Consider the following 18,755-nt stretch of genomic DNA (forward strand, 5'->3'; position numbering starts at 1 on the left):
TATTTGTGGGTAAGTTCAGAGGGTGGCACATTGTGGCGGGATTCGCCGCCATGCTGCTGACTGCCGCCCTCGGAACGGCCATGGGCCTGAACAACACCGCCGCTTTTATGGCTAGCTGCGTGGCGTTTGTTGCCGTCTCCAAGGGCCTGGAAAGCCACCTCGCCCGCCGCCGGCGCGAAGCTGCCGTCCGCCTCCTCGAGCAAAGCCAGTCCCGGACGTCGGTCGAGGACCGCTGACGCATCTGGCCATGGATGGCCATTGACATGAGGCGGCACCGCTCCCCAGACTTGTTAGCGATAACACTTTGCCGATGGCCCCCTTGGTCCGGCGCGAAAGGGATGCAATGCGCACTGTCAGCGAACTGCCCGGGCTAAGCGGCAGCACCGGAGCCGGAAGCTCCGCTCCGGAATTGAACTGGGCCGGAAACTACCGCTACACGGCCGCTTCGATCCACCGTCCCCGCACCCTCGAGGAAGTCCAGGAGGTGGTGGCCGGCGCCTCGAAAATCCGCGCCCTGGGCTCCCGGCACTCGTTCAATGCCATCGCCGACTCCCCCGGATCGCTGGTCTCGCTTGAAGACCTGGACCCCGGCATCCGCATCGATGCCGCCACTCGTACCGTCACTGTCTCCGGCGGCACCCGCTACGGTACCCTGGCGGAGCAGCTGGAATCTGCCGGCTTCGCATTGTCCAACCTTGCTTCCCTCCCGCATATCTCCGTGGCCGGAGCCATCGCAACCGCGACCCACGGGTCCGGCGATGCCAACGGCAACCTGGCAACGTCGGTTGCCGCACTGGAACTCGTAGCAGCGGACGGAACCGTCCACCGCCTCAACCGCGGCAGCTCGCCCGGCTTTGACGGCGCCGTCGTCGGGCTTGGCGCCCTGGGCGTCGTCACCAAGGTGACGCTGGACATCGAGCCCACCTTCACGGTGCGGCAGGACGTCTTCGAAGCCCTTCCGTGGGACACGGTTCTGGGAAATTTCGACGCCGTCACCTCCAGCGCTTACAGCGTCAGCCTGTTTACGGACTGGAGCGGGGACGACGTGGCGCAGGCCTGGCTCAAGAGCCGCCTATCCGGCTCGGCCGCCAGTTCCGATGCCGGTTCGACCCTGGCTGGCGAGGCCTTCGCCGCCGGCACGTTCTTCGGCGGGACGCGGGCGGGGGTCGCCCGGCACCCCCTGCCCGGAGTCTCGGCCGAAAACTGCACCGAACAGCTCGGGGTTCCGGGGTCCTGGTCCGAGCGGCTGGCGCACTTCCGCATGGCCTTCACCCCCAGCAGCGGCGAGGAACTGCAGAGCGAGTTCTTCGTCCGCCGCGAACATGCCGTGGCCGCCATCGGGGAGCTCCGCGCCCTCTCGGACCGCATCACCCCGTTGCTGCTTGTCTCGGAAATCCGCACCGTGGCGGCGGACAAGCTCTGGCTGAGCACCGCTTACGGACAGGATTCGGTGGGGTTCCATTTCACCTGGAAGCAGCGGCAGGATGAGGTGGAGAAGGTCCTCCCCGTCATGGAGGAGGCCCTGGCGCCATTCAACGCCCGGCCCCACTGGGGCAAGCTGTTCCATGCCGGCGCCGATGCCGTGGCCGAGCTGTACCCGCGCTTTTCCGACTTCAAAGACCTTGCCGAACGGATGGATCCGGAGCAAAAATTCCGCAATGAGTTCCTGGCCCGGAAGGTCTTCGGAAACTAGGTCGGCGGCCGCCTAAATCCGTGGGCGTCCTGCCCAGCGGCGGGCCTTGAGGGCCGCATGGAGTTCGAGCCGGACCATGCCCTTCAGCGGATCCACGCCAAGGACCTGCCGGATGCGGCCCAGCCGGTTGTAAATACTGCTCCGGTGCAGATGCAGCCTGGTGGCGACGTCCTGCACTGAACCGTCATTGTCATACAGGAGTTCCAGCACGGGCAGGAGCTCACCGTTCCGATCGTGGTCTTCCAGGATGCGCCAGTAGACGGAACCGGCGTCGGCCCAGGCCCCGGCGCCGCCACCGGCGGAGGCCAGCAGCTGGTAGACGCCGGTGGCCCGGCAATCCACCAGCTCGCCCAGCTGGGAATCCACTGCGGCGGCCTGCGCGGCCTGCTTGGACTGCCGGTAGGCGTCTGCCAGTTGACGCGGCTTGGCGAAGCCTTCGCTTGTTCCAAGGATGATCCGGTGCACGGGCCGCCCGGACCGCTTGGCAAGTTCCAGCTGGTAGTGGACCAGGACCTGCGCATGGGCCGCCCGCCCGGTAGATTCCCGGAACAGGACCACCGCGTGGGTTTCCGTGCCGGCACTGAAGAGCGCCGCGTCCACACCGATGGTCGCCTGCAGGGCCGAGGACCGGTGGATCAGGGTTGAGGCGATGGGGTCGGATCCCTCCGCCCAGCCGTCGGCGTCGAGCACTGTGACAAGCTGCCACGGGCCGCGGCCCTGCACCTCCTTCCAGCCGGCCACGGCGGCAACGGCATTCGCTTCACCGCGGCAGGCGCTGAGGAACTCCTGCTCCCTGCGGCGCCGGAACTCGGATTCGGCCGTGTTCGACTCGAGGAGCAGCCCGGACAGAAGTTCGAGTTCGTCCCGGACGCCAGGCAGCTGGGTGAGAATCGCCGTCGCGCTTTGGTCGTCAATGTCCTGCTGCACCCACAGGTAACCGACGCGGAAACCGCGGACCAGCAGCGGGACGCAGACGCGTCCCAGCATGCCAAGATCCTCGTTGGCGGGTACGACGACGGGACGCACCGCCGTCGCGATACCGTGCGATAGCTGCCACGCCTTCACGTCCGCCGGTACGCGTTTGCTGAGCAGGAAGTTCACCCGGACCCGGTCCGCGTGGGACTGATTGGAGCTGTAGGCGAGCAGAACGCCGTCGAGATCTTCGAGCGACAGTCCACGGCCGAGCTTTACGGCTACCTGCTCCACGAGCTGTTCCACATCCTGCTGGTGCATGGTTGCCACCTTACTGCCCGCCGCCGCCGGAACGTGAACGGACAGCAGGCGACACCTGACGCTTCACGGCTCGACAGATGTCTAGTCGACGATTTCAAAAAGCCCGGAAACAAGCGGAAGACCGCCTGCCGGCTTGGCGGCATCCTGTCAGCTACCTCACACCCGGATTTATTCTGGAAGTACCAGATTCCCCGCACGTTCGGCCCACAAAGGCCACCAACAATGGAGCCCAAGAAATGATCATCGGCGTCCCTAAAGAGATCAAGAACAACGAATTCCGCGTGGCCATCACCGCCGCCGGTGTCCACGAATTCCGCACCCACGGCCACACCGTCCTGGTGGAACGCGGCGCAGGCCTGGGCTCAGGCATCACGGACGAGGAATACGCCATCGCCGGCGCCGAGATCGTCACCGAAGCCGATGACGTCTGGGCCCGCGCCGACATGGTCATGAAGGTCAAGGAGCCCATCGCCGCGGAATACCACCGCTTCCGCAAGGGCCTGATCCTCTTCACCTACCTGCACCTGGCCGCCGAGCCCGAACTGACCCGGGAGCTCATCAACTCCGGCGTTACCGCGATCGCCTACGAGACGGTCCAGGAAGGCCGCACCCTGCCCCTTCTGGCCCCGATGTCAGAGGTTGCAGGACGCCTGTCCGTCCAGGTCGGCGCCACCTCCCTGATGGCCCCCGCCGGCGGCAAGGGCGTCCTCCTCGGCGGCGTCCCGGGCGTCCGTCCGGCCAAGGTTGTTGTCCTCGGCGCCGGCGTCGCCGGCACCAACGCCGCAGCCATGGCCCTGGGCCTCGGCGCGGACGTGACCATCCTGGACATCAACATCAACCGCCTGCGCGAACTCGACGCCCAGTACCAGGGCCGGCTGAAGACGGTCGCGTCCAACAAGTACGAAATCGAAAAGTCCGTCGTGGACGCGGACCTGGTCATCGGCTCCGTGCTGATCCCGGGCGCAAAGGCCCCCAAGCTGGTCACCAACGAGCTCGTCTCCCGGATGAAGCCCGGCTCCGTGCTCGTAGACATCGCAGTGGACCAGGGCGGCTGCTTCGAGGACACCCACCCCACCACGCACCAGGAGCCCACGTACAAGGTCCACAACACGATCTTCTACTGCGTGGCCAACATGCCCGGCGCGGTTCCGAACACGTCCACCTACGCCCTGACCAACGTGACCCTGCGCTACGGCGTGGCCCTGGCCAACCTCGGCGTCAAGGCCGCGTTTGAGAAGGACCCCGCCCTCGCGGCCGGCCTCAACATCGCCGCCGGGCAGGTCGCCCACCACTCGGTCTCCCAAGCGCATGACCTGCCGCTCGTAGCCGACTGGCACGAACTGGTCTCCGCATAGTCCTTTTAGTTGCCGTTTGAACGGCAGTCATCCAACGCGTGCTGCTCCTTCGTCGCTTTGACGCACGCTTTCTGGATGGCTGCCGTTCAAACGTTAAGCCCTACGCGTCGCCAGTTCCCGTGCTTTTTCTATTAATTTGAGGACTTCTACCGGGCCTGCCGGGTCTACCGGCAGGGGCAGCGGCGAGGCGGTGCCGCCGTCGTGGATTTTGTCCGCCAGGATCCGGTAGAACTCCGGGTACGCTCCCCGCTCGGTGGACAGCCGGTCCAGGTGGCCGTCGCGCCCCAGCGAGCCGGCCCATTCGGCGTCCTCGATACCGTATTCCTCGTCCAGGGGTCCTCCTCCGGCCACAATGTACGGTTCCTGCGGGTCGATGCCGTGCTTAGTGAAGCCGCCCGTCGAGCCCAATAGGCGGTAGCGGGGTCCTTGCTGGGCGCAAAGCATGTTCATCCAGAGGTGGCTGACCACACCGGACTCGTGCTGCAGGGCCAGGAAGACATCGTCGTCGGTCTTTTCTCCTGGCCTCCGGGCGCTAAGTTCCGCGTGCATTACCGTGGCGGGCCCAAATAGCTGCAGCGACTGGTCGATAAGGTGCGTCCCGAGGTCGAAAAGCACCCCGCCGCCGTCGTCCGCCGTGGCACCCGCTTTCCATGCCTTGGAGACTTCCGGGGACCAGCGCTCAAACCGGGACTCGAACCGGGTCACGTCGCCCAGCACGCCGCTTTCCAGCAGACCCTTCACAGTCAGATAGTCGCCGTCCCAGCGGCGGTTCTGAAAGACAGTCAGCACACGGCCCAGCCGGCCGGCGAGTTCCATCAGTTCCTGGCCTTCGGCGCTGCGCACCGCAAAAGGCTTGTCGACGACGACGTCGAGCCCCGCCTCCAGCGCGGCCTTGGCCAGCGGATAGTGCGTGGCCGGCGGTGTGCCCAGGACCAGCAGGTCAAGTTCGCCGGCGCGCGCCAGAATATCGGCAGGAGTGTCCACGAGCCGCGTGGCCGGGTAGCTGCCGGACGCGTCGGACTGCCTCCCGGCGTCGGACGTTGCAATGACGTCCAGGGAGTAGGCCGAATTGGCGGCGATCAACGGGGCGTGGAACACGCGGCCGGACAACCCGAAGCCCGCGACCGCCGTCCGGATCGCGGGCTTGCCCTGGCCGGAGCCCGAAGTTGCTTCTGTAGTCATGAAACCAACGCTACCCCCGGAGAGGAGTTGCGGGGACGGCGAAGGCCGGCACCCCCACGTGAAGAGATCACGGAGATGCCGGCCCCGGCACTAGCGCAGCGTTGCTGTTGTTACTTCTTTTCCCAGCCGAGGCTGGTCCAGTCCGGAACCTGGGACAGGCTCTTGAACAGGGACGGGCCGTAGTTTGCCAGGCCCGTGCGGACGAACGAGATCTGCGGGCCGTTCATCACAACACCCATGGAGAAGTACTTGGCCATGTGCTTCCTTTCAACCTCCATGGCCGCCTTGTTGCGCTCGGCGTTGTCCTCGATGCTGCTGAGGGCCTTGATCTCGGCGTCCAGCTCCGCGTCGCCCAACCCGTTCTCGTTGGTCTTGGAGTCGTAGAACTGCTTGACGGCGTCGGTCGCATCAGCGCCGACGGTGTAGCCGGAAACGCTCAGGAAGAAGTCGCGGCTTCCCAGTACCTTGCCGAAGTCGGCGGAGGCGCGCTGGTCGATCCCTACGTCCATGCCGCCGGCCTGGAGCTGCTTCTGCAGGGTCTGCACGAACGCCAGGGTGGTGGGGTCGTCACCGAAGTTGCTGATCTTGAAGGCGGCCGGGACTCCGTCCTTCTCCATGATGCCCGCTGCGTTGGGCTTATAGCCGGCATCGGTCAGTACCTTCTTGGCTGCTTCGGCACCGGATTCCGTGGCCGGATAGTTGTCCTGGTAGTACTTGGAGAACGGCAGCAGCATCATTGAGCCGGAGCTGGTCTCTTCCCAGTTCAGGCCGTTGAAGCGGACCTTCCGGAGTGCTTCGCGGTCCACGGCGGTGAAGATCGCCTTGCGGATGGCGACGTCGGTCATCGGAGCCTTCTGGGCGTTCAGGTTCAGGCCACCTGCGAACAGGCGCTGGCCGCGGCGGACCTCTGAATTCTTGGTGCCGTCGAGCTGCTTGTACAGCGCGATGGTGTTGGCCGAGACGCCGTCGATTTCACCGTTCTTGAACGCTGCAATCTGGGCGCTGGTCTCCAGCTGGCGGAACACCACCTTGTCCAGGACCGGCTTGGTGCCCCACCACTTGTCGTTCTGGGCCAGGGTCACGGTCTTGGCGGCGCTGTCGTACTGGTCCAGCTTGAACGGGCCGGCCATCCACTCCGGGTGCATGTCGCCGGTAAAGCCGGTGTTGAAGAGTTCCGGCGTATTCACTGCCGGGTGGATCAGGCCAGTGAAGAGGGCATCCAGCGGGAATACCGGCTGGGTGGTGGTGACCACAACTTCCTTGTCACTGGAACCGGCCTTCACGGAATCAACGAACTCGTACGCGCCGGAGCTGACGATGTCGATGTCCTTGTTTTCACCCTTGAGCATGTTCCAGGTGTTCTGGAAGGCCTTGACGTCGATCGGCGTGCCGTCGTTGTAGGTGGCTTTCTCGTTCACCTTGATGGTGATGGTCTGCTTGCCGTCCTTGACCTCGCTCTTGACGTCTTCGCAGAAGTCCTTGTTCGGCGTGGCTGTGCCGTCGAAGTCGAAGTTCCAGCAGCCCCACGTTCCCGCACCGTCGATGGGGCGGTGCAGCGCGGTGTTGTCCGCGCTGTTGCCGTTGTTGGAAAAGCCATTGAAGTCCGGACCGATGTTGCCCAGCGGAAGGGTCACGGTGCCGCCCGGTTCCAGGTCCTTGGCGTCCTTGGCATTGATGCTGATCAGCTTGGTGAGGTCGCTGCCGGAGTCCTGGCCTTTGCCTGCCTCGGGGCCGGAGGAGGTCCCGCCTCCGCCGCAGCCTGTGAGCGCAAGCGCTGCCGTTAGGGCGGCCGCCCCGCCAATCTTGGTCAGATTCTTCATGGGTTTCCCTTCATTTTTTGGTGCGAGAGTTGGTGCATTGGGGGATTTGGGCAAGTCATGGGCTTTCGTGGACAACAAGCATTTCCGCGTCGAGTTCGCCGTCCGGGAAGAAACAGGCGAACTGCTGGTCCGTCGCCAGCCGGCCGGCGTCTTGGACTGACGCCCCGGCTGTCCGGGCCGCCGGGGCAGCCTGCGAAGGGGCGGCAGTTTCCAGGGGCGGCTCGAGCGTGAGGCATTTCTCCTGCTTTACGGCAGGCAGCGCAGCAAACACCGGGCAGCGGGTGGCGAAGTTGCAGCCCTTGGGCGCATCCAGCGGCGAGGGGAGGTCCCCCTGCAGGATGATGCGTTCGCGGGTGCGTTCCAGTTGCGGGTCCGGTACCGGGATCGCGGACAGTAGTGCGCGGGTGTAGGGGTGGCGCGGGTTGTCGAAGACGCTGTTCACATCCCCGATTTCCACGATCTTTCCCAGGTACATCACGGCCACGCGGTTGGAGATGTGGCGCACCACGGAGAGGTCGTGCGCCACCATGAGGTAGCTCAGGCCGAGTTCTGCGCGGAGCTTGTCCAGGAGGTTGATGACGCCCGCCTGCACGGACACGTCCAGCGCTGACACGGGCTCGTCGAGGACCACCAGCTTGGGATTGACCGCGAGCGCGCGGGCAATCCCGATGCGCTGCCGCTGGCCGCCGGAGAACTGGTTGGGGAAGCGGTTGACGTGATCCGGCTGGAGGCCCACCAGCTCCATCAGTTCCATGATGCGTTTCCGGATCGCGGGCTTGGCCAGGCCGGCGTTTTCGAGCGGCTCGGACAGAACTTCAAAGACCGTGAAGCGCGGGTCCAGTGCGCCGGTGGGGTCCTGGAACACCATCTGGAGTTCCTTGCGCATGGCGGCCTTGGTCCGGGCATCGGAGGCCGCCTTGTTGCTCAGGCCGCCGATGGTCACCTCGCCGTCCTGGTCCTTGTGGAATTCCATGATTTCCAGCAGGGTGGTGGTCTTCCCGCAGCCGGACTCGCCGACAATCGAGAAGCACTCTCCTTCGCGGATATCGAAGCTCAGCCCGTCCACGGCCTTTACCGTGCCGATCCGCCGTTTAATGAGTGAGCCCTTCAGCAGCGGGAAGTGCTTCCGGACGTCCTTCAGTTCCAGGACGGTCCGGCGCTCCTGCCGCGGAACGGCGTCGAAGCGGGAGACCGGAACGGCCGGGGCCCGGAAGATCTCGTGGACATCCACTTCCGCGCCAAGGGAGTCCGTCTTGATGCAGGCCGCCTTGTGGGCGCCGCTGCCGGCGGGGTTCCCCGCTGCCCGCGGGCCGCTGACCGGCCACAGCTCCGGTTCCCCCTGCAGGCAGGCGTCACTCGCCAAGGGGCAGCGGGGCGCGAAGGAGCACCCGGTGGGCGTGTGGATCAGGTTGGGCGGAATGCCTTCGATGGGCACCAGCGAGGACTTTTCCGCAACGTCCACGCGGGGAACTGCGCCCAGCAGGCCCATGGTGTAGGGCATCCGCGGGCTGTAGTAGATGTCGTCCACGCTGCCGGTCTCCACCGGCTTTCCCGCGTACATCACCATGATGTCGTCCGCCATGCCGGCCACCACGCCGAGGTCGTGCGTGATCATCACGACGGCGGCTCCGGTCTCTTCCTGCGCGGTGTGCAGCACCTCCAGGACCTGCGCCTGGATGGTGACGTCCAGCGCCGTCGTCGGCTCATCCGCGATGAGCACCCGCGGGTTGTTGGCAATCGCGATGGCGATCATGACGCGCTGGCGCATGCCGCCGGAGAATTCGTGCGGAAACGCCTTCAGGCGGTCCTTCGGGCTGGGAATGCCCACCATGCGAAGAAGTTCGACGGCGCGGGCCTCCTTTGCCTGTTTGCTCATCTTCGGGTGGTGGACCGTCAGCGCCTCGATGATCTGGTGGCCCACCGTGTACACGGGCGTCAGGGAAGAGAGCGGGTCCTGGAAGACCATGGCGATGTCGTTGCCGCGGTACGCGCACATGGCCTTGTCGCTGAGGCCCAGCAGTTCCCTGCCGTTCAGCCGCACCGAGCCGGTGACCTCGGCCGTGGCGGGGAGCAGGCCCATGATGGCCAGGGAGGTGACGGATTTGCCTGAGCCGGACTCCCCCACGATGCCGAGGGTCTTGCCGGGCAGGAGGTCGAAGTCCACGCCGCGGACCGCGTGGACAACACCGTTCTCCGAATTGAACCGGACGTTGAGGTCCCGGACGGACAGGACAGCATCCGCCGGGGCATCACCCGGGGTGTGCAGCCCTGCAACGTGCAGTCGTTCCGCAGTCATTTCCGTGCTGGCGGTGGTTTCGCTGCTCATTTGCTCTTCTTTGCTGTGGTCTTGGCTGTTTTGCCCGTCTGGGCCCTGCCCTTTTTGGCGCTGCCCATTTTGGCGCTGCCCACGGAGCTTGAGCTGGGATCGAACGCATCGCGCAGCCCGTCGTTCATCATGGCCAGCGAACCCGTCAGCAGGAACATCACCACCAGAGGAACCCAGAACATCCAGGGGAAGGTGGACACCTGCGACGTGGCTTGGCCTATCAGCACGCCCAGGCTGACATCGGGGACCTTGATGCCGATGCCGATGAAGGAGAAGGCGACCTCAGCCAGGATGGCTCCGGTCACGCCGCGGGTGATGTCCAGGACCAGCAGGGATCCGATGTTGGGCACCAGGTGCCGCCAGACGATCCGTCGGGCGGGGATGCCCATGTACTGGGCGGCCTTGACGAAGTCGCGCTGCATCAGCGACATAGAGAGGGAACGGATGAGGCGGGCGGTACCCATCCAGCTGAAGACGAGCAGGACGATGATTAGCAGCAGCCAGCTGGGAAGGTTTTCCTGCAGGCCGTTGCCGCCACCGCTGGTGGCCACTGCCACCACCAGCAGGGCCGGCATCATGATCAGCGCTTCGAGGATGAACAGCATGACCTTGTCCACCTTGCCGCCGAAGTAGGCCATGGTGCAGCCGTACACGGCGGCGATCAGTACCGACACCAGTCCGACCACCAGGCCGATGAAAATGGAGATCCGGGTGCCTTCGACCGTGAGGGCGTAAAGGTCGATGCCCGCCTGGGACGTGCCCAGCAGGTGGTCGGCAGACGGCGGCATGCCGATGTTGAAGGGGTCGATGGTCTCCTTGTCCCACGGGGTGAAATAGCCGCCCACGAAGGAAAACACCGTCAGGGCGAGGAAGATGACCATGCCTGCCACGGCGGTCTTGTTGCGGAGGAAACGCCGCAGGATGATCGCGGATTTGGCGATCACGACGTCGTCGTTCTCGATCCTTGCTTCCTCGGCGACGGCGGCGGGGTCTACCGCGTTCAGGTTGGTCATGGCTACTGCACCCGCACTCTCGGGTCGACAAGGGTGGTGGCAAAGTCCGCGAGGATGGCTCCGATCGCGAAAATCACCGAGCCGTAAGCCAAAGTGGCCGTGGCCGCGTTCACGTCCTGCAAGGCGATCGCGTCGATGCTCCAGGAGCCGACGCCGTGCCAGGCGAAGATCTTCTCGGCAAAGAATCCGCCGGCGAAGATGGCCGGAATGGTGAACGCAATGCTTTGCGCCACCGGGATGAACGAGACCCGAAGGGCGTGGCGGGTGATGGCCTGGTTGCGGGTGAGGCCCTTGGCCCGGGCCGTCCGGACAAAGTCGGCGTTGACGTTGTCCAGCAGGTACTGGCGCTGGGCGATCTGGTAGGTCCCCCAGCCCACGATGGTGATGGCAAACGTGGGCACGGCGTAGTGGGCCAGCATGTCCAGGAACTGGACCCAGCCGTTGCCTTCCAGCCCGGGGGTGGAGATGCCGGTGACGAATAGAATCCGTTCGCCGACCGTTTCGTTGATGTTGATGGCACCCAGCTGGACCAGGAAGTACGCGATGGGCGCGGGCACGATGTATACGAGATAGCTGTAAGAGGTGATCGCGCGGTCGGAAAACTTGTACTGCCGGGCTGCGGTGTACACGCCCAGTGCCACGCCGATGATCAGGGTGAGGACGATGGAGGCCAGGAACAGCCGGGTAGAGATCCAGACGCGGTCGCCGAACTCGGCATTGATGAAAGCGCCGTTGGGGCTTCGGCCCCAGTCCCAGCGCGTGACCACTGCCGTCAGCCAGTCAACGTAGCGCTCCCACGGGCTCAGCGTCGGATCAAGGCCCTTGAGGCGGAAGGAGTTTGTCACCTGCTCGGGCGTCGGCCGCGGAATGCGTTCCTGCTCCAGCAGCGCCGGCTGAAGCGTGCTGACGGCGAGGAAGTACCCCGCCGTGGTGGTCAGGAAAATCATGAGCAGGTAGGTAACTGCCCTTTTGGCGAGGTAACGGAACACGTCTGCCTAGCTCAGGATCGCCGGAGCCAGTTCCGCGTCGCGCCGTGACGGCGGCGCTTCGGAGGCGTCGTTACGGGCGGGTGTCATATCAGCATTCACAGCAGTCGATCCTTCCGTCATCCCCCAACCGGCAGGGGTTCCGCCGCCGATTCGGGATCATGGCCAGCGGGTGTCTGGCCGCCCCGCGAGCCCAGTGGCTTTGTCCTGGTGGACTATGTTGCGGGTCACATTCCAGAGGAAACTACCACATATGCGGAGGCCTCCCTGGTGAGCTGGAGCGGAAACACGGGCGTCCTGTATCAGATCGTTATGAATAAATCCGGAGGATTGATTTGACCCGTGCAATCCCGGGCCATGGATTACCTTTCATTCGAAGTATTCCCTGTCCGGGTGTCGAAGCCGCCGGGACAGCTCACCACGCGCGTGACGAGTTCGCGCCAGGACTCGTTAAGTCGCTCCGGAGTCACCTGGTGCACCCGCACGGCGTACAGCAACCTTTCCGGATCCAGGGTGGAGCTGAGTGACATTGCCATAAGCCAGGGATCCGCTGTCACTCCGGCCGCCCGCAGGAGCATTTCGATGTGCCGGTGCCAGAGCACAGCGGCCGGCACGTCGAAGCGGTTGTAGGCGGAGGCGTCCGCGGCCCGGGCCAGTTCCCCGTACTCCAGGACATAGGCAATCCGCGCAGCACCGAACGCCGCAAGCCGGTCCAGTGGCGGAGCACCCGGGCCGAGGGGCGGGGGACCGAACATGAACCGGCCCTGGAACTCGGCCTCCGAGTCACTGAGCAGCGTCATCATGAGACCTGCCCGGGAGCCAAACCGCCGGAAGACAGTACCTTTACCGACGCCCGCGCGCTCGGCCAGCCGGTCCATGGTGAGGCCGTCCGCCCCGCACTCCTCGATGAGTTCACGGGCAGCCCTGAGAAGCAGTTCCCGGTTGCGGGCGGCGTCGCTGCGTTCCGCTTCCCCGCCCTGTGGCGATCCGGAGCGGATTGGGATGAGGCTCACAGATTTTATTCTAGCCCGGGGAATAATATCCGGACCGTAGTCCGTTTAGCATGATGAAGGCACTCACCAGCCTCCGCGACCAATAAGCCTGCGGACCCCTCCCGCGGCCGGAAACTAGGAGTTCACATGTCCAAGAGCACCGTACTTACGCTGGTCGGCAGCCTGCGCGCCGAATCCACCAACCAGAAGCTCGCCGAAGCCATCCAGCTGAACGCGCCCGAGCAGGTTGAGGTTGTCATCCACGAAAGCCTGGGCAACATCCCGTTCTACAACGAGGACATTGACGTCGAGGGCCGGGTTCCGGCTGCAGCCGCCGCCCTCCGCGCCGCCGCCAACGACGCCGACGTCCTGCTGCTGGTCACGCCGGAGCACAACGGAACCGTGCCCGCTTCGCTCAAGAACGCCATCGACTGGTTGTCGCGCCCCTTCGGCGCCGGCGCCCTCAACGGCAAGCCCACCGCCGTCGTCGGCACCGCCTTTGGCCAGTACGGCGGAGTCTGGGCACAGGACGAGGCCCGCAAGGCCGTCGGCATCGCCGGCGCCCGGGTCCTTGAAGATGCCAAGCTGGCTGTCCCCGGCTCGATGGTTCGCTTTGCCGAAGTCCACCCCAAGGATGACGCCGAAGTTGTGGAGCAGATCAAGGGCGTATTCGACGCCCTGGCCAACGCCGGAACAGCCGCCAAGGCTGCCTGACCACAGCCTTAACCGCACCAGACGCCCTCGGCTATCGCCGGGGGCGTTTTGCGTCACCATTCCGTGATGGAGCTGACGCAGAACCGTCACTCAGCACATATTCCGTACACAGTTGCACCGCCGTAACGTGGAGACGGGGACGTGCGAGAGCTGGAAGTGCGGTGCCTTCATGATGGTCACGCCTGGGGTCCGGGCAGCTGCGGCGGCCGCCGCGTTGATACTTCCGCTGTGGCTCGGATCCTGCTCGCTGCCCCCTACGGCGTCCCTGGCAGGTACAACCGCCCAGCCGGGCAGCGTGCCGGAACCGCAACCTCTCCCGCCGCCGTTCCCTGGCGCCGCAACAACAACAACCGCCACACTCCCGGCATCCGCCGCCTCCGGACCGGACATTGCAGTTTCCATCCCGGCGGCTAAACCCATGACGGGCGGCAGCATCATCCCGCAGGCAGGCATCAACGGCGCCGCGGCCGTCGACGGCGCCACCGCCGTATCCACAACCGGCGGCACCGTGCCCGCCACTGCAGCGTCAGGCGGCCCGGGCGCCTCCGGATCCGGCAGCCTGGCAGCTCCGAAGGAATCTGGCGCGGCCGGCCAGGCGGTGCCGCGAAGCGGTCTCGCCGGCGGGACGCCGGTGTACTTCGTGGCATTGGACGACGGCGGGAGCACCGGCGTGCGGTTCGGCTGCAACGACAGCCTGGTGGCCGTCTTCCACAGCACCGCCGCAGCGGAGGAACCGCTCCGGGCCGCCTTCGGTGTCCTGCTGGGCGGCGGCGACTCCCCGGACGGGTTGTACAACTCCCTGCACAATTCCGCGCTGGACTACGTTTCCGCCTACTTCGACGGCACCACGGTGGTGGTGAACCTGACCGGAACCATCCGGCCCGGCGGCGTTTGCGACCTCCCCCGCCTCGAAGCCCAGCTCACGCACACGGCCGTGTCTGCCGTCGGCGCGGCGCGTGCGGAAATCTACGTGGACGGACAGCGGCTGACGGACGTCCTAAGCCTCCGGTGAGCAGGAGGCTGCGGCAAATTGGGACCCTCCGAAGGGGCAGGGCAGTTAACTCCGCCGAAATAGTTCATCCATGGCCTCGTGGCTGCGGGCGCCGGCCAGTTCGGACCAGTTGCCGTCCCCGAGCACGTCGCCGGCCACCCTGGAGACGGTGGCGTACGCAGCCTTCGCGGTGTTGCCGCCGATGCTGATCCGGCGGACCCCGGCGTCGTGCAGTTCCCCCACGGAGGGCGCACCCAGGCCGGCGAGCGCATTCAGGGGCCCGGCGATCCGCCGGGACAGATCATGGAGCACGTGCAGGTCCTGCACTCCGGGCACGAAGATTCCGTTGGCCCCTGCGGCCAGGTATGCGTCCGCACGCCGAAGGGTTTCCGTAAAGGCGCTGTCCGCAAACCTGCCGGACAGGTATGTGTCGGTGCGGGCGTTGATGAACAGGTCTACGCCCGCTTCCTCCGCCGCGCGGCGGACGACGGCGATCCGGCGCGCCTGTTCTCCCACGTCAGTCAGCGGCTCGTCGCCGGAGTCCTCCAAGTTGATACCGACGGCCCCGGCGGCCAGGACACTGCGGATGGTTTCCCGCAGCTCCCCGTCGTCAAACGTGCCCCCTCTGTCCGCGTACCCGGATTCGATGTCCGCGGTAACGGGCAGTTCCGTGGAGGCAGCGATGCGGCGAAGGGCCGCAACGGCCAGCTCGCGCGGAAGATGGTTCCCGTCCGGAAAGCCCAGGCTCCATGACAGGGCGGAACTGGACGTGGCCAGCGCCGCCGCCCCTGCCTCCTCCACCAGACGGGCGGACGCCACGTCCCAGACATTCACCAGGACCAGCGGCGCCGCGCCGTCGTGGAGTGCGTGGAAGACGGCGGCAGGGGATCCCGAGCGACTGTGCGATGTCATGGGTCCATTCCATGCCCTGCGTCGCCCAAGGTAAAGCATTCCGTGACCGCGCCGGGAACTGAACCGGATTTTCTATCAACAAACGTTGCCTAATTGACAACATATGGCTGTATCCTGTGAATGTGACCCACGAAACACTCGACGCCGCCGCTGCCGATGTCCTGCCGGCCGAAGCCATTGACGCAATCGAACGCGCGGCAACGTCCGCCCACCGCCACGATGAACTTTTCTCGGAGCGCGCAGCCAATATCAAGCAGTCCGCCGTCCGCGACGTCTTTGACATCTCGCTCCGCCCGGGCCTGGTGTCACTAGCCGGTGGCAGCCCCTACCTGCAGTCCCTGCCGCTCGAACGGCTCGGCCAGACGGCAGCGAAGATCATCAGCGAACAGGGCCTGACGGCGCTCCAGTACGGCAACGGCCAGGGGACGGAAGAGCTCCGCACGCAGATCTGCGAGGTGATGGCGGCCGAGGGAATCCTCGACGCGGATCCCAGGAACGTGGTGATCACTGCCGGTTCCCAGTCTGCCCAGGACGTGGCCACGAAGGTGTTCTGCAACCCCGGGGATGTGGTGCTGGTGGAGGACCCCACCTACGTGGGCGCCCTGAACACGTTTGAGGCCTACCAGGTGGAGGTGGCCACCGTCCCCATGGACGAGCACGGCCTGGTGCCGGACCTCCTCGAAGCCCGGATCGCCGCCCTGCAGACCGCCGGGAAGAACATCAAATTCCTCTACACCATCCCCAACTTCAACAACCCCTCCGGCATCACCCTGGCGGTGGAGCGGCGGCAGGAGATCGTGGATATATGCCGCAAGGCGAATATCCTGGTGCTGGAGGACAACCCCTACGGACTCCTCCGCTTCGACGGCAAGCCCCTCGCCCCGCTGCGGGCGGCCAATCCCGACGACGTCATCTACATGGGCTCGTTCTCCAAGATCTTTGCCCCGGGGCTGCGGATTGGCTGGGCCTTGGTGCCGGCACACCTCCAGCGCCGCTATTACCTGGCGTCCGAGGCCGTGACCCTTTGCCCGTCGACGCTGAACCAGATGCTGGTCTCCGCCTATCTGCGTGACTACGACTGGAAAGGGCAGATCGAAACCTATCGCGGGCTCTACGCCGAGCGCTGCCAAGCGATGCTCGCCGCCTTGGAGGAGTACATGCCGGAGGGGCTCAGCTGGACCCGGCCCGAGGGCGGCTTCTTCGTCTGGGTAACGCTGCCCGAGGGCGTGGACACGTACCCGCTGCTGCGCAAGGCGATCGACGCCGGCGTGGTGTTCATTCCGGGAGCGGCATTCACGCATTCGGACGAACCGTCCAACAAACTGCGCCTCGCCTTTAGTGCGGTTCCGCCCGAGACCATCGCCGAGGGCGTACGGCGGCTCGCGCCGGTACTGCGGGACGCCGTCGCGGCGCTGTAGCCTGAAGCATCACTGCATGCAGCTGGGCATTTTTCATTAGGCTGACCGATCCCTTAGGAGCAGGAGCATGACCGGAATTATTGTTGTCGGTGTTGACGGCAGCGAGACCGCAATGCGGGCCGCAGAAACAGCACAGGGCCTGGCCGCGTCACTGGGCGCGACCCTCCATGTGGTCACGGCCTTTGACAGTGACCGCACAGAGGTCTACGGCAGCGGCAGCGACCGCTGGATTGTGTCCGACGCAGGGGACGCCGAAAAGGTGGCCAAAGACGTTGCCACCCGGTTGAGCACGGGCGAACTGAAGGTCACTTACTCAGCGGCACGGGGCAAACCGGCGGAAGCCCTGATCAAGGAAGCCGAGCGTTTCGACGCCCGCATGATCGTGGTGGGCAACCGCCGGATGCGCGGGCTCGGCCGGGTCCTGGGCAGCGTCGCCAACAGCGTGGCGCACAACGCCCCGTGCGACGTCTACATCGCCAAGACTGACGTGGCCGACTAGCGCTTCTCAGGCCGACTGGGCCGTCTTGAGCATCCTGCGAAGAATCTTCCCGGAGGCGGACTTGGGCACGGCCTCGATGAACTCCACCCGGCGGATCTTCTTGAAGGGTGCCACCCGGGAGGCCACGAAGTCGATGACGCCGTCTTCATCGAGCGCTTCCCCTTCCGCGCCCGGCTGACGCACGACGAAGGCCATCGGCACTTCCTGGCCGTCGGCGTCGGGTGTCCCAATCACGGCGGCATCGGCGATGCCCGGGTGCGACAGCAGCAGCGCCTCAAGTTCGGCCGGTGCGATCTGGTATCCCTTGTATTTGATGAGTTCCTTCAGCCGGTCCACGATGGTCACCACACCGTCGGCCCGGACTGTCGCGATGTCACCAGTGTGCAGGAAACCGTCCGGGTCCAGGGTGTCGGCCGTTTCCTCCGGACGGTTGAGGTATCCAAGCATGACATTCGGTCCCCGGCACAGCAGGTGGCCCGGGGCACTGGTTCCCTCCGCCGGGATGTCGATGTCCTCGCCTGTGGCAGGGTCCACCAGCCGGCATTCCATGTTGGGCACCGTGAAGCCCACCGAGCTCACCGGAACGTCCGGCGCATCCACCGGGATCAGGTGCGACACAGGACTCATCTCCGTCATCCCGTAACCCTGCAGCACACGGCAATGGAGGCGTTCGGCGAGCGTGGCGCCGAGTTCCCCGTCGAGCGGCGCGGCACCGGACAGCGTGGTGTGGACGGAGCTGAGATCGTACTCCGCAACGAGCGGGTGTTTGGACAACGCCACGGCCACCGGCGGCGCGATGAACAGGTACGTGCATTTGTGGTCCTGGATGGTGCGCAGGAACTCGGCGAGGTCGAACCGGGGCATGGTGACCAGGCAGGCCCGTTCCCGCAGTGCGAGGTTCAACAGGACAGTAAGCCCGTAGATGTGAAAGAACGGCAGCAGGGCAAGAAGCCGGTCCTGCGGCTTCACCTTCAGAAGCCCGCGGGACTGTTCCACGTTGGCCACGAGGTTGCGGTGGCTGAGCTTCACGCCTTTGGGCCGCCCGGTGGTACCGGAGGAGTACGGCAGCACGGCCACATGGGTGGCCGGGTCGAAGGAAACGGCAGGTACCGGCGCTCCGGCGGTGAGCAGGTCCTTCAGCGAGGGGTGACCCGGGGCGCCGTCGAGCACCACGAGCCGGTCCGCCGGGATCCCGGCACGCTCGGCCGCCTGCACGGCACCCGGAAGCAGGGCGGACACCGTGAACAGCCACGTTGCAGCGGCGTCCTGCAGCTGAAGCGTGATTTCATCGGCGGTATAGAGCGAGTTAATGGTGGTGATGGTGGCGCCGGCCCGGAGCAGGCCGTGGAAGACGGCAGCGAACGCCGGGACGTTGGGGCAGAGGATTGCGGCAACCCCGTGCGGACCTAGTCCCTGTGCGGAGACTGCTCCCGCCACGGCGTCGATCTGTTCCAGCAACTGGCGGTAGGAGGTTTCCGCGCCGCTGCTGCCGTCTACGACGGCGGTCCGGTCCAGATCCGCTTCCGTGAGACCCCCGAAGAGGTACTCATAAACGCTTTGGTCCGGGATGACAACATCCGAAAAGGGGCTTGAGAACACGCAACATCTCCTTTGATCCGCT

Annotated in this window: 16 protein-coding genes; 7 read left to right on the plus strand and 9 right to left on the minus strand. The window is 65.5% G+C overall.

The window, feature by feature from the left end; translation table 11 throughout:
- Nucleotides 1–5: 5 nt before the first annotated feature.
- Both ARTH_RS20345 and ARTH_RS20350 read left to right on the plus strand, forming a co-directional pair.
- Nucleotides 6–236, plus strand: coding sequence for a hypothetical protein (locus ARTH_RS20345; protein ID WP_011693832.1), 231 nt, complete (start codon nucleotides 6–8; stop codon nucleotides 234–236).
- 107 nt (nucleotides 237–343) lie between these two features.
- Nucleotides 344–1,693 carry an FAD-binding protein gene (locus ARTH_RS20350; RefSeq protein WP_011693833.1) on the plus strand — a complete coding sequence of 450 codons (1,350 nt, stop codon included), beginning with the start codon at nucleotides 344–346 and terminating at the stop codon, nucleotides 1,691–1,693.
- Nucleotides 1,694–1,705: 12 nt separating this feature from the next.
- Here the strand turns inward: ARTH_RS20350 and ARTH_RS20355 are convergent, their stop codons facing one another.
- Nucleotides 1,706–2,926, minus strand: a complete 1,221-nt coding sequence (locus ARTH_RS20355; RefSeq protein WP_011693834.1) for a PucR family transcriptional regulator — start codon at nucleotides 2,924–2,926, stop codon at nucleotides 1,706–1,708.
- Nucleotides 2,927–3,162: 236 nt separating this feature from the next.
- On the opposite strand from ARTH_RS20355, the gene ald reads away from it, so the two are divergent.
- Nucleotides 3,163–4,281 (plus strand): alanine dehydrogenase, encoded by a 1,119-nt coding sequence (gene ald / locus ARTH_RS20360; RefSeq protein WP_011693835.1) that lies wholly within the window; start codon nucleotides 3,163–3,165, stop codon nucleotides 4,279–4,281.
- Nucleotides 4,282–4,374: 93 nt separating this feature from the next.
- On the opposite strand, the gene ARTH_RS20365 is transcribed toward ald, so the two are convergent.
- From ARTH_RS20365 to ARTH_RS20390, 6 genes are all read right to left on the minus strand, one after another.
- Nucleotides 4,375–5,463, minus strand: coding sequence for a Gfo/Idh/MocA family protein (locus ARTH_RS20365; protein WP_011693836.1), 1,089 nt, complete (start codon nucleotides 5,461–5,463; stop codon nucleotides 4,375–4,377).
- Nucleotides 5,464–5,573: 110 nt separating this feature from the next.
- The gene (locus ARTH_RS20370) at nucleotides 5,574–7,283 is read right to left on the minus strand and encodes an ABC transporter family substrate-binding protein (protein ID WP_011693837.1); all 1,710 of its coding nucleotides are present in this window, start codon (nucleotides 7,281–7,283) and stop codon (nucleotides 5,574–5,576) included.
- A gap of 55 nt (nucleotides 7,284–7,338) precedes the next feature.
- A complete protein-coding gene (locus ARTH_RS20375) occupies nucleotides 7,339–9,609 on the minus strand; it encodes a dipeptide ABC transporter ATP-binding protein (protein ID WP_011693838.1) in 2,271 nt (756 codons plus the stop codon).
- Nucleotides 9,606–10,622: an ABC transporter permease gene (locus ARTH_RS20380; protein WP_011693839.1), complete on the minus strand. Its 1,017-nt coding sequence runs from the start codon at nucleotides 10,620–10,622 to the stop codon at nucleotides 9,606–9,608. Before ARTH_RS20380 ends, ARTH_RS20375 begins: the two co-directional genes overlap by 4 nt.
- A 2-nt stretch (nucleotides 10,623–10,624) precedes the next feature.
- Nucleotides 10,625–11,611, minus strand: coding sequence for an ABC transporter permease (locus ARTH_RS20385; RefSeq protein WP_011693840.1), 987 nt, complete (start codon nucleotides 11,609–11,611; stop codon nucleotides 10,625–10,627).
- A gap of 359 nt (nucleotides 11,612–11,970) precedes the next feature.
- Nucleotides 11,971–12,621, minus strand: coding sequence for a TetR/AcrR family transcriptional regulator (locus tag ARTH_RS20390; RefSeq protein WP_011693841.1), 651 nt, complete (start codon nucleotides 12,619–12,621; stop codon nucleotides 11,971–11,973).
- A 126-nt stretch (nucleotides 12,622–12,747) separates the two neighbouring features.
- On the opposite strand from ARTH_RS20390, the gene ARTH_RS20395 reads away from it, so the two are divergent.
- Both ARTH_RS20395 and ARTH_RS24000 read left to right on the plus strand, forming a co-directional pair.
- Complete coding sequence (locus tag ARTH_RS20395) at nucleotides 12,748–13,314, plus strand: NAD(P)H-dependent oxidoreductase (RefSeq protein WP_011693842.1); 567 nt, start codon at nucleotides 12,748–12,750, stop codon at nucleotides 13,312–13,314.
- Between the two features lie 169 nt (nucleotides 13,315–13,483).
- A complete protein-coding gene (locus tag ARTH_RS24000) occupies nucleotides 13,484–14,326 on the plus strand; it encodes a GerMN domain-containing protein (RefSeq protein ID WP_011693843.1) in 843 nt (280 codons plus the stop codon).
- 45 nt (nucleotides 14,327–14,371) lie between these two features.
- Here the strand turns inward: ARTH_RS24000 and ARTH_RS20405 are convergent, their stop codons facing one another.
- A complete protein-coding gene (locus tag ARTH_RS20405; protein WP_043430145.1) occupies nucleotides 14,372–15,217 on the minus strand; it encodes an isocitrate lyase/PEP mutase family protein in 846 nt (281 codons plus the stop codon).
- Between the two features lie 122 nt (nucleotides 15,218–15,339).
- Here ARTH_RS20405 and ARTH_RS20410 point away from each other — a divergent pair, with 122 nt between their 5' ends.
- Both ARTH_RS20410 and ARTH_RS20415 read left to right on the plus strand, forming a co-directional pair.
- Nucleotides 15,340–16,635: an aminotransferase-like domain-containing protein gene (locus ARTH_RS20410; protein ID WP_043431205.1), complete on the plus strand. Its 1,296-nt coding sequence runs from the start codon at nucleotides 15,340–15,342 to the stop codon at nucleotides 16,633–16,635.
- Nucleotides 16,636–16,702: 67 nt separating this feature from the next.
- A complete protein-coding gene (locus ARTH_RS20415; RefSeq protein WP_011693846.1) occupies nucleotides 16,703–17,134 on the plus strand; it encodes a universal stress protein in 432 nt (143 codons plus the stop codon).
- 6 nt (nucleotides 17,135–17,140) lie between these two features.
- Here the strand turns inward: ARTH_RS20415 and ARTH_RS20420 are convergent, their stop codons facing one another.
- Nucleotides 17,141–18,733, minus strand: a complete 1,593-nt coding sequence (locus ARTH_RS20420) for an AMP-binding protein (protein WP_011693847.1) — start codon at nucleotides 18,731–18,733, stop codon at nucleotides 17,141–17,143.
- Between the last annotated feature and the right edge of the window lie 22 nt (nucleotides 18,734–18,755).

The organism is Arthrobacter sp. FB24 (genome assembly GCF_000196235.1).
In the GTDB taxonomy this organism is placed as follows: Bacteria; Actinomycetota; Actinomycetes; order Actinomycetales; family Micrococcaceae; genus Arthrobacter.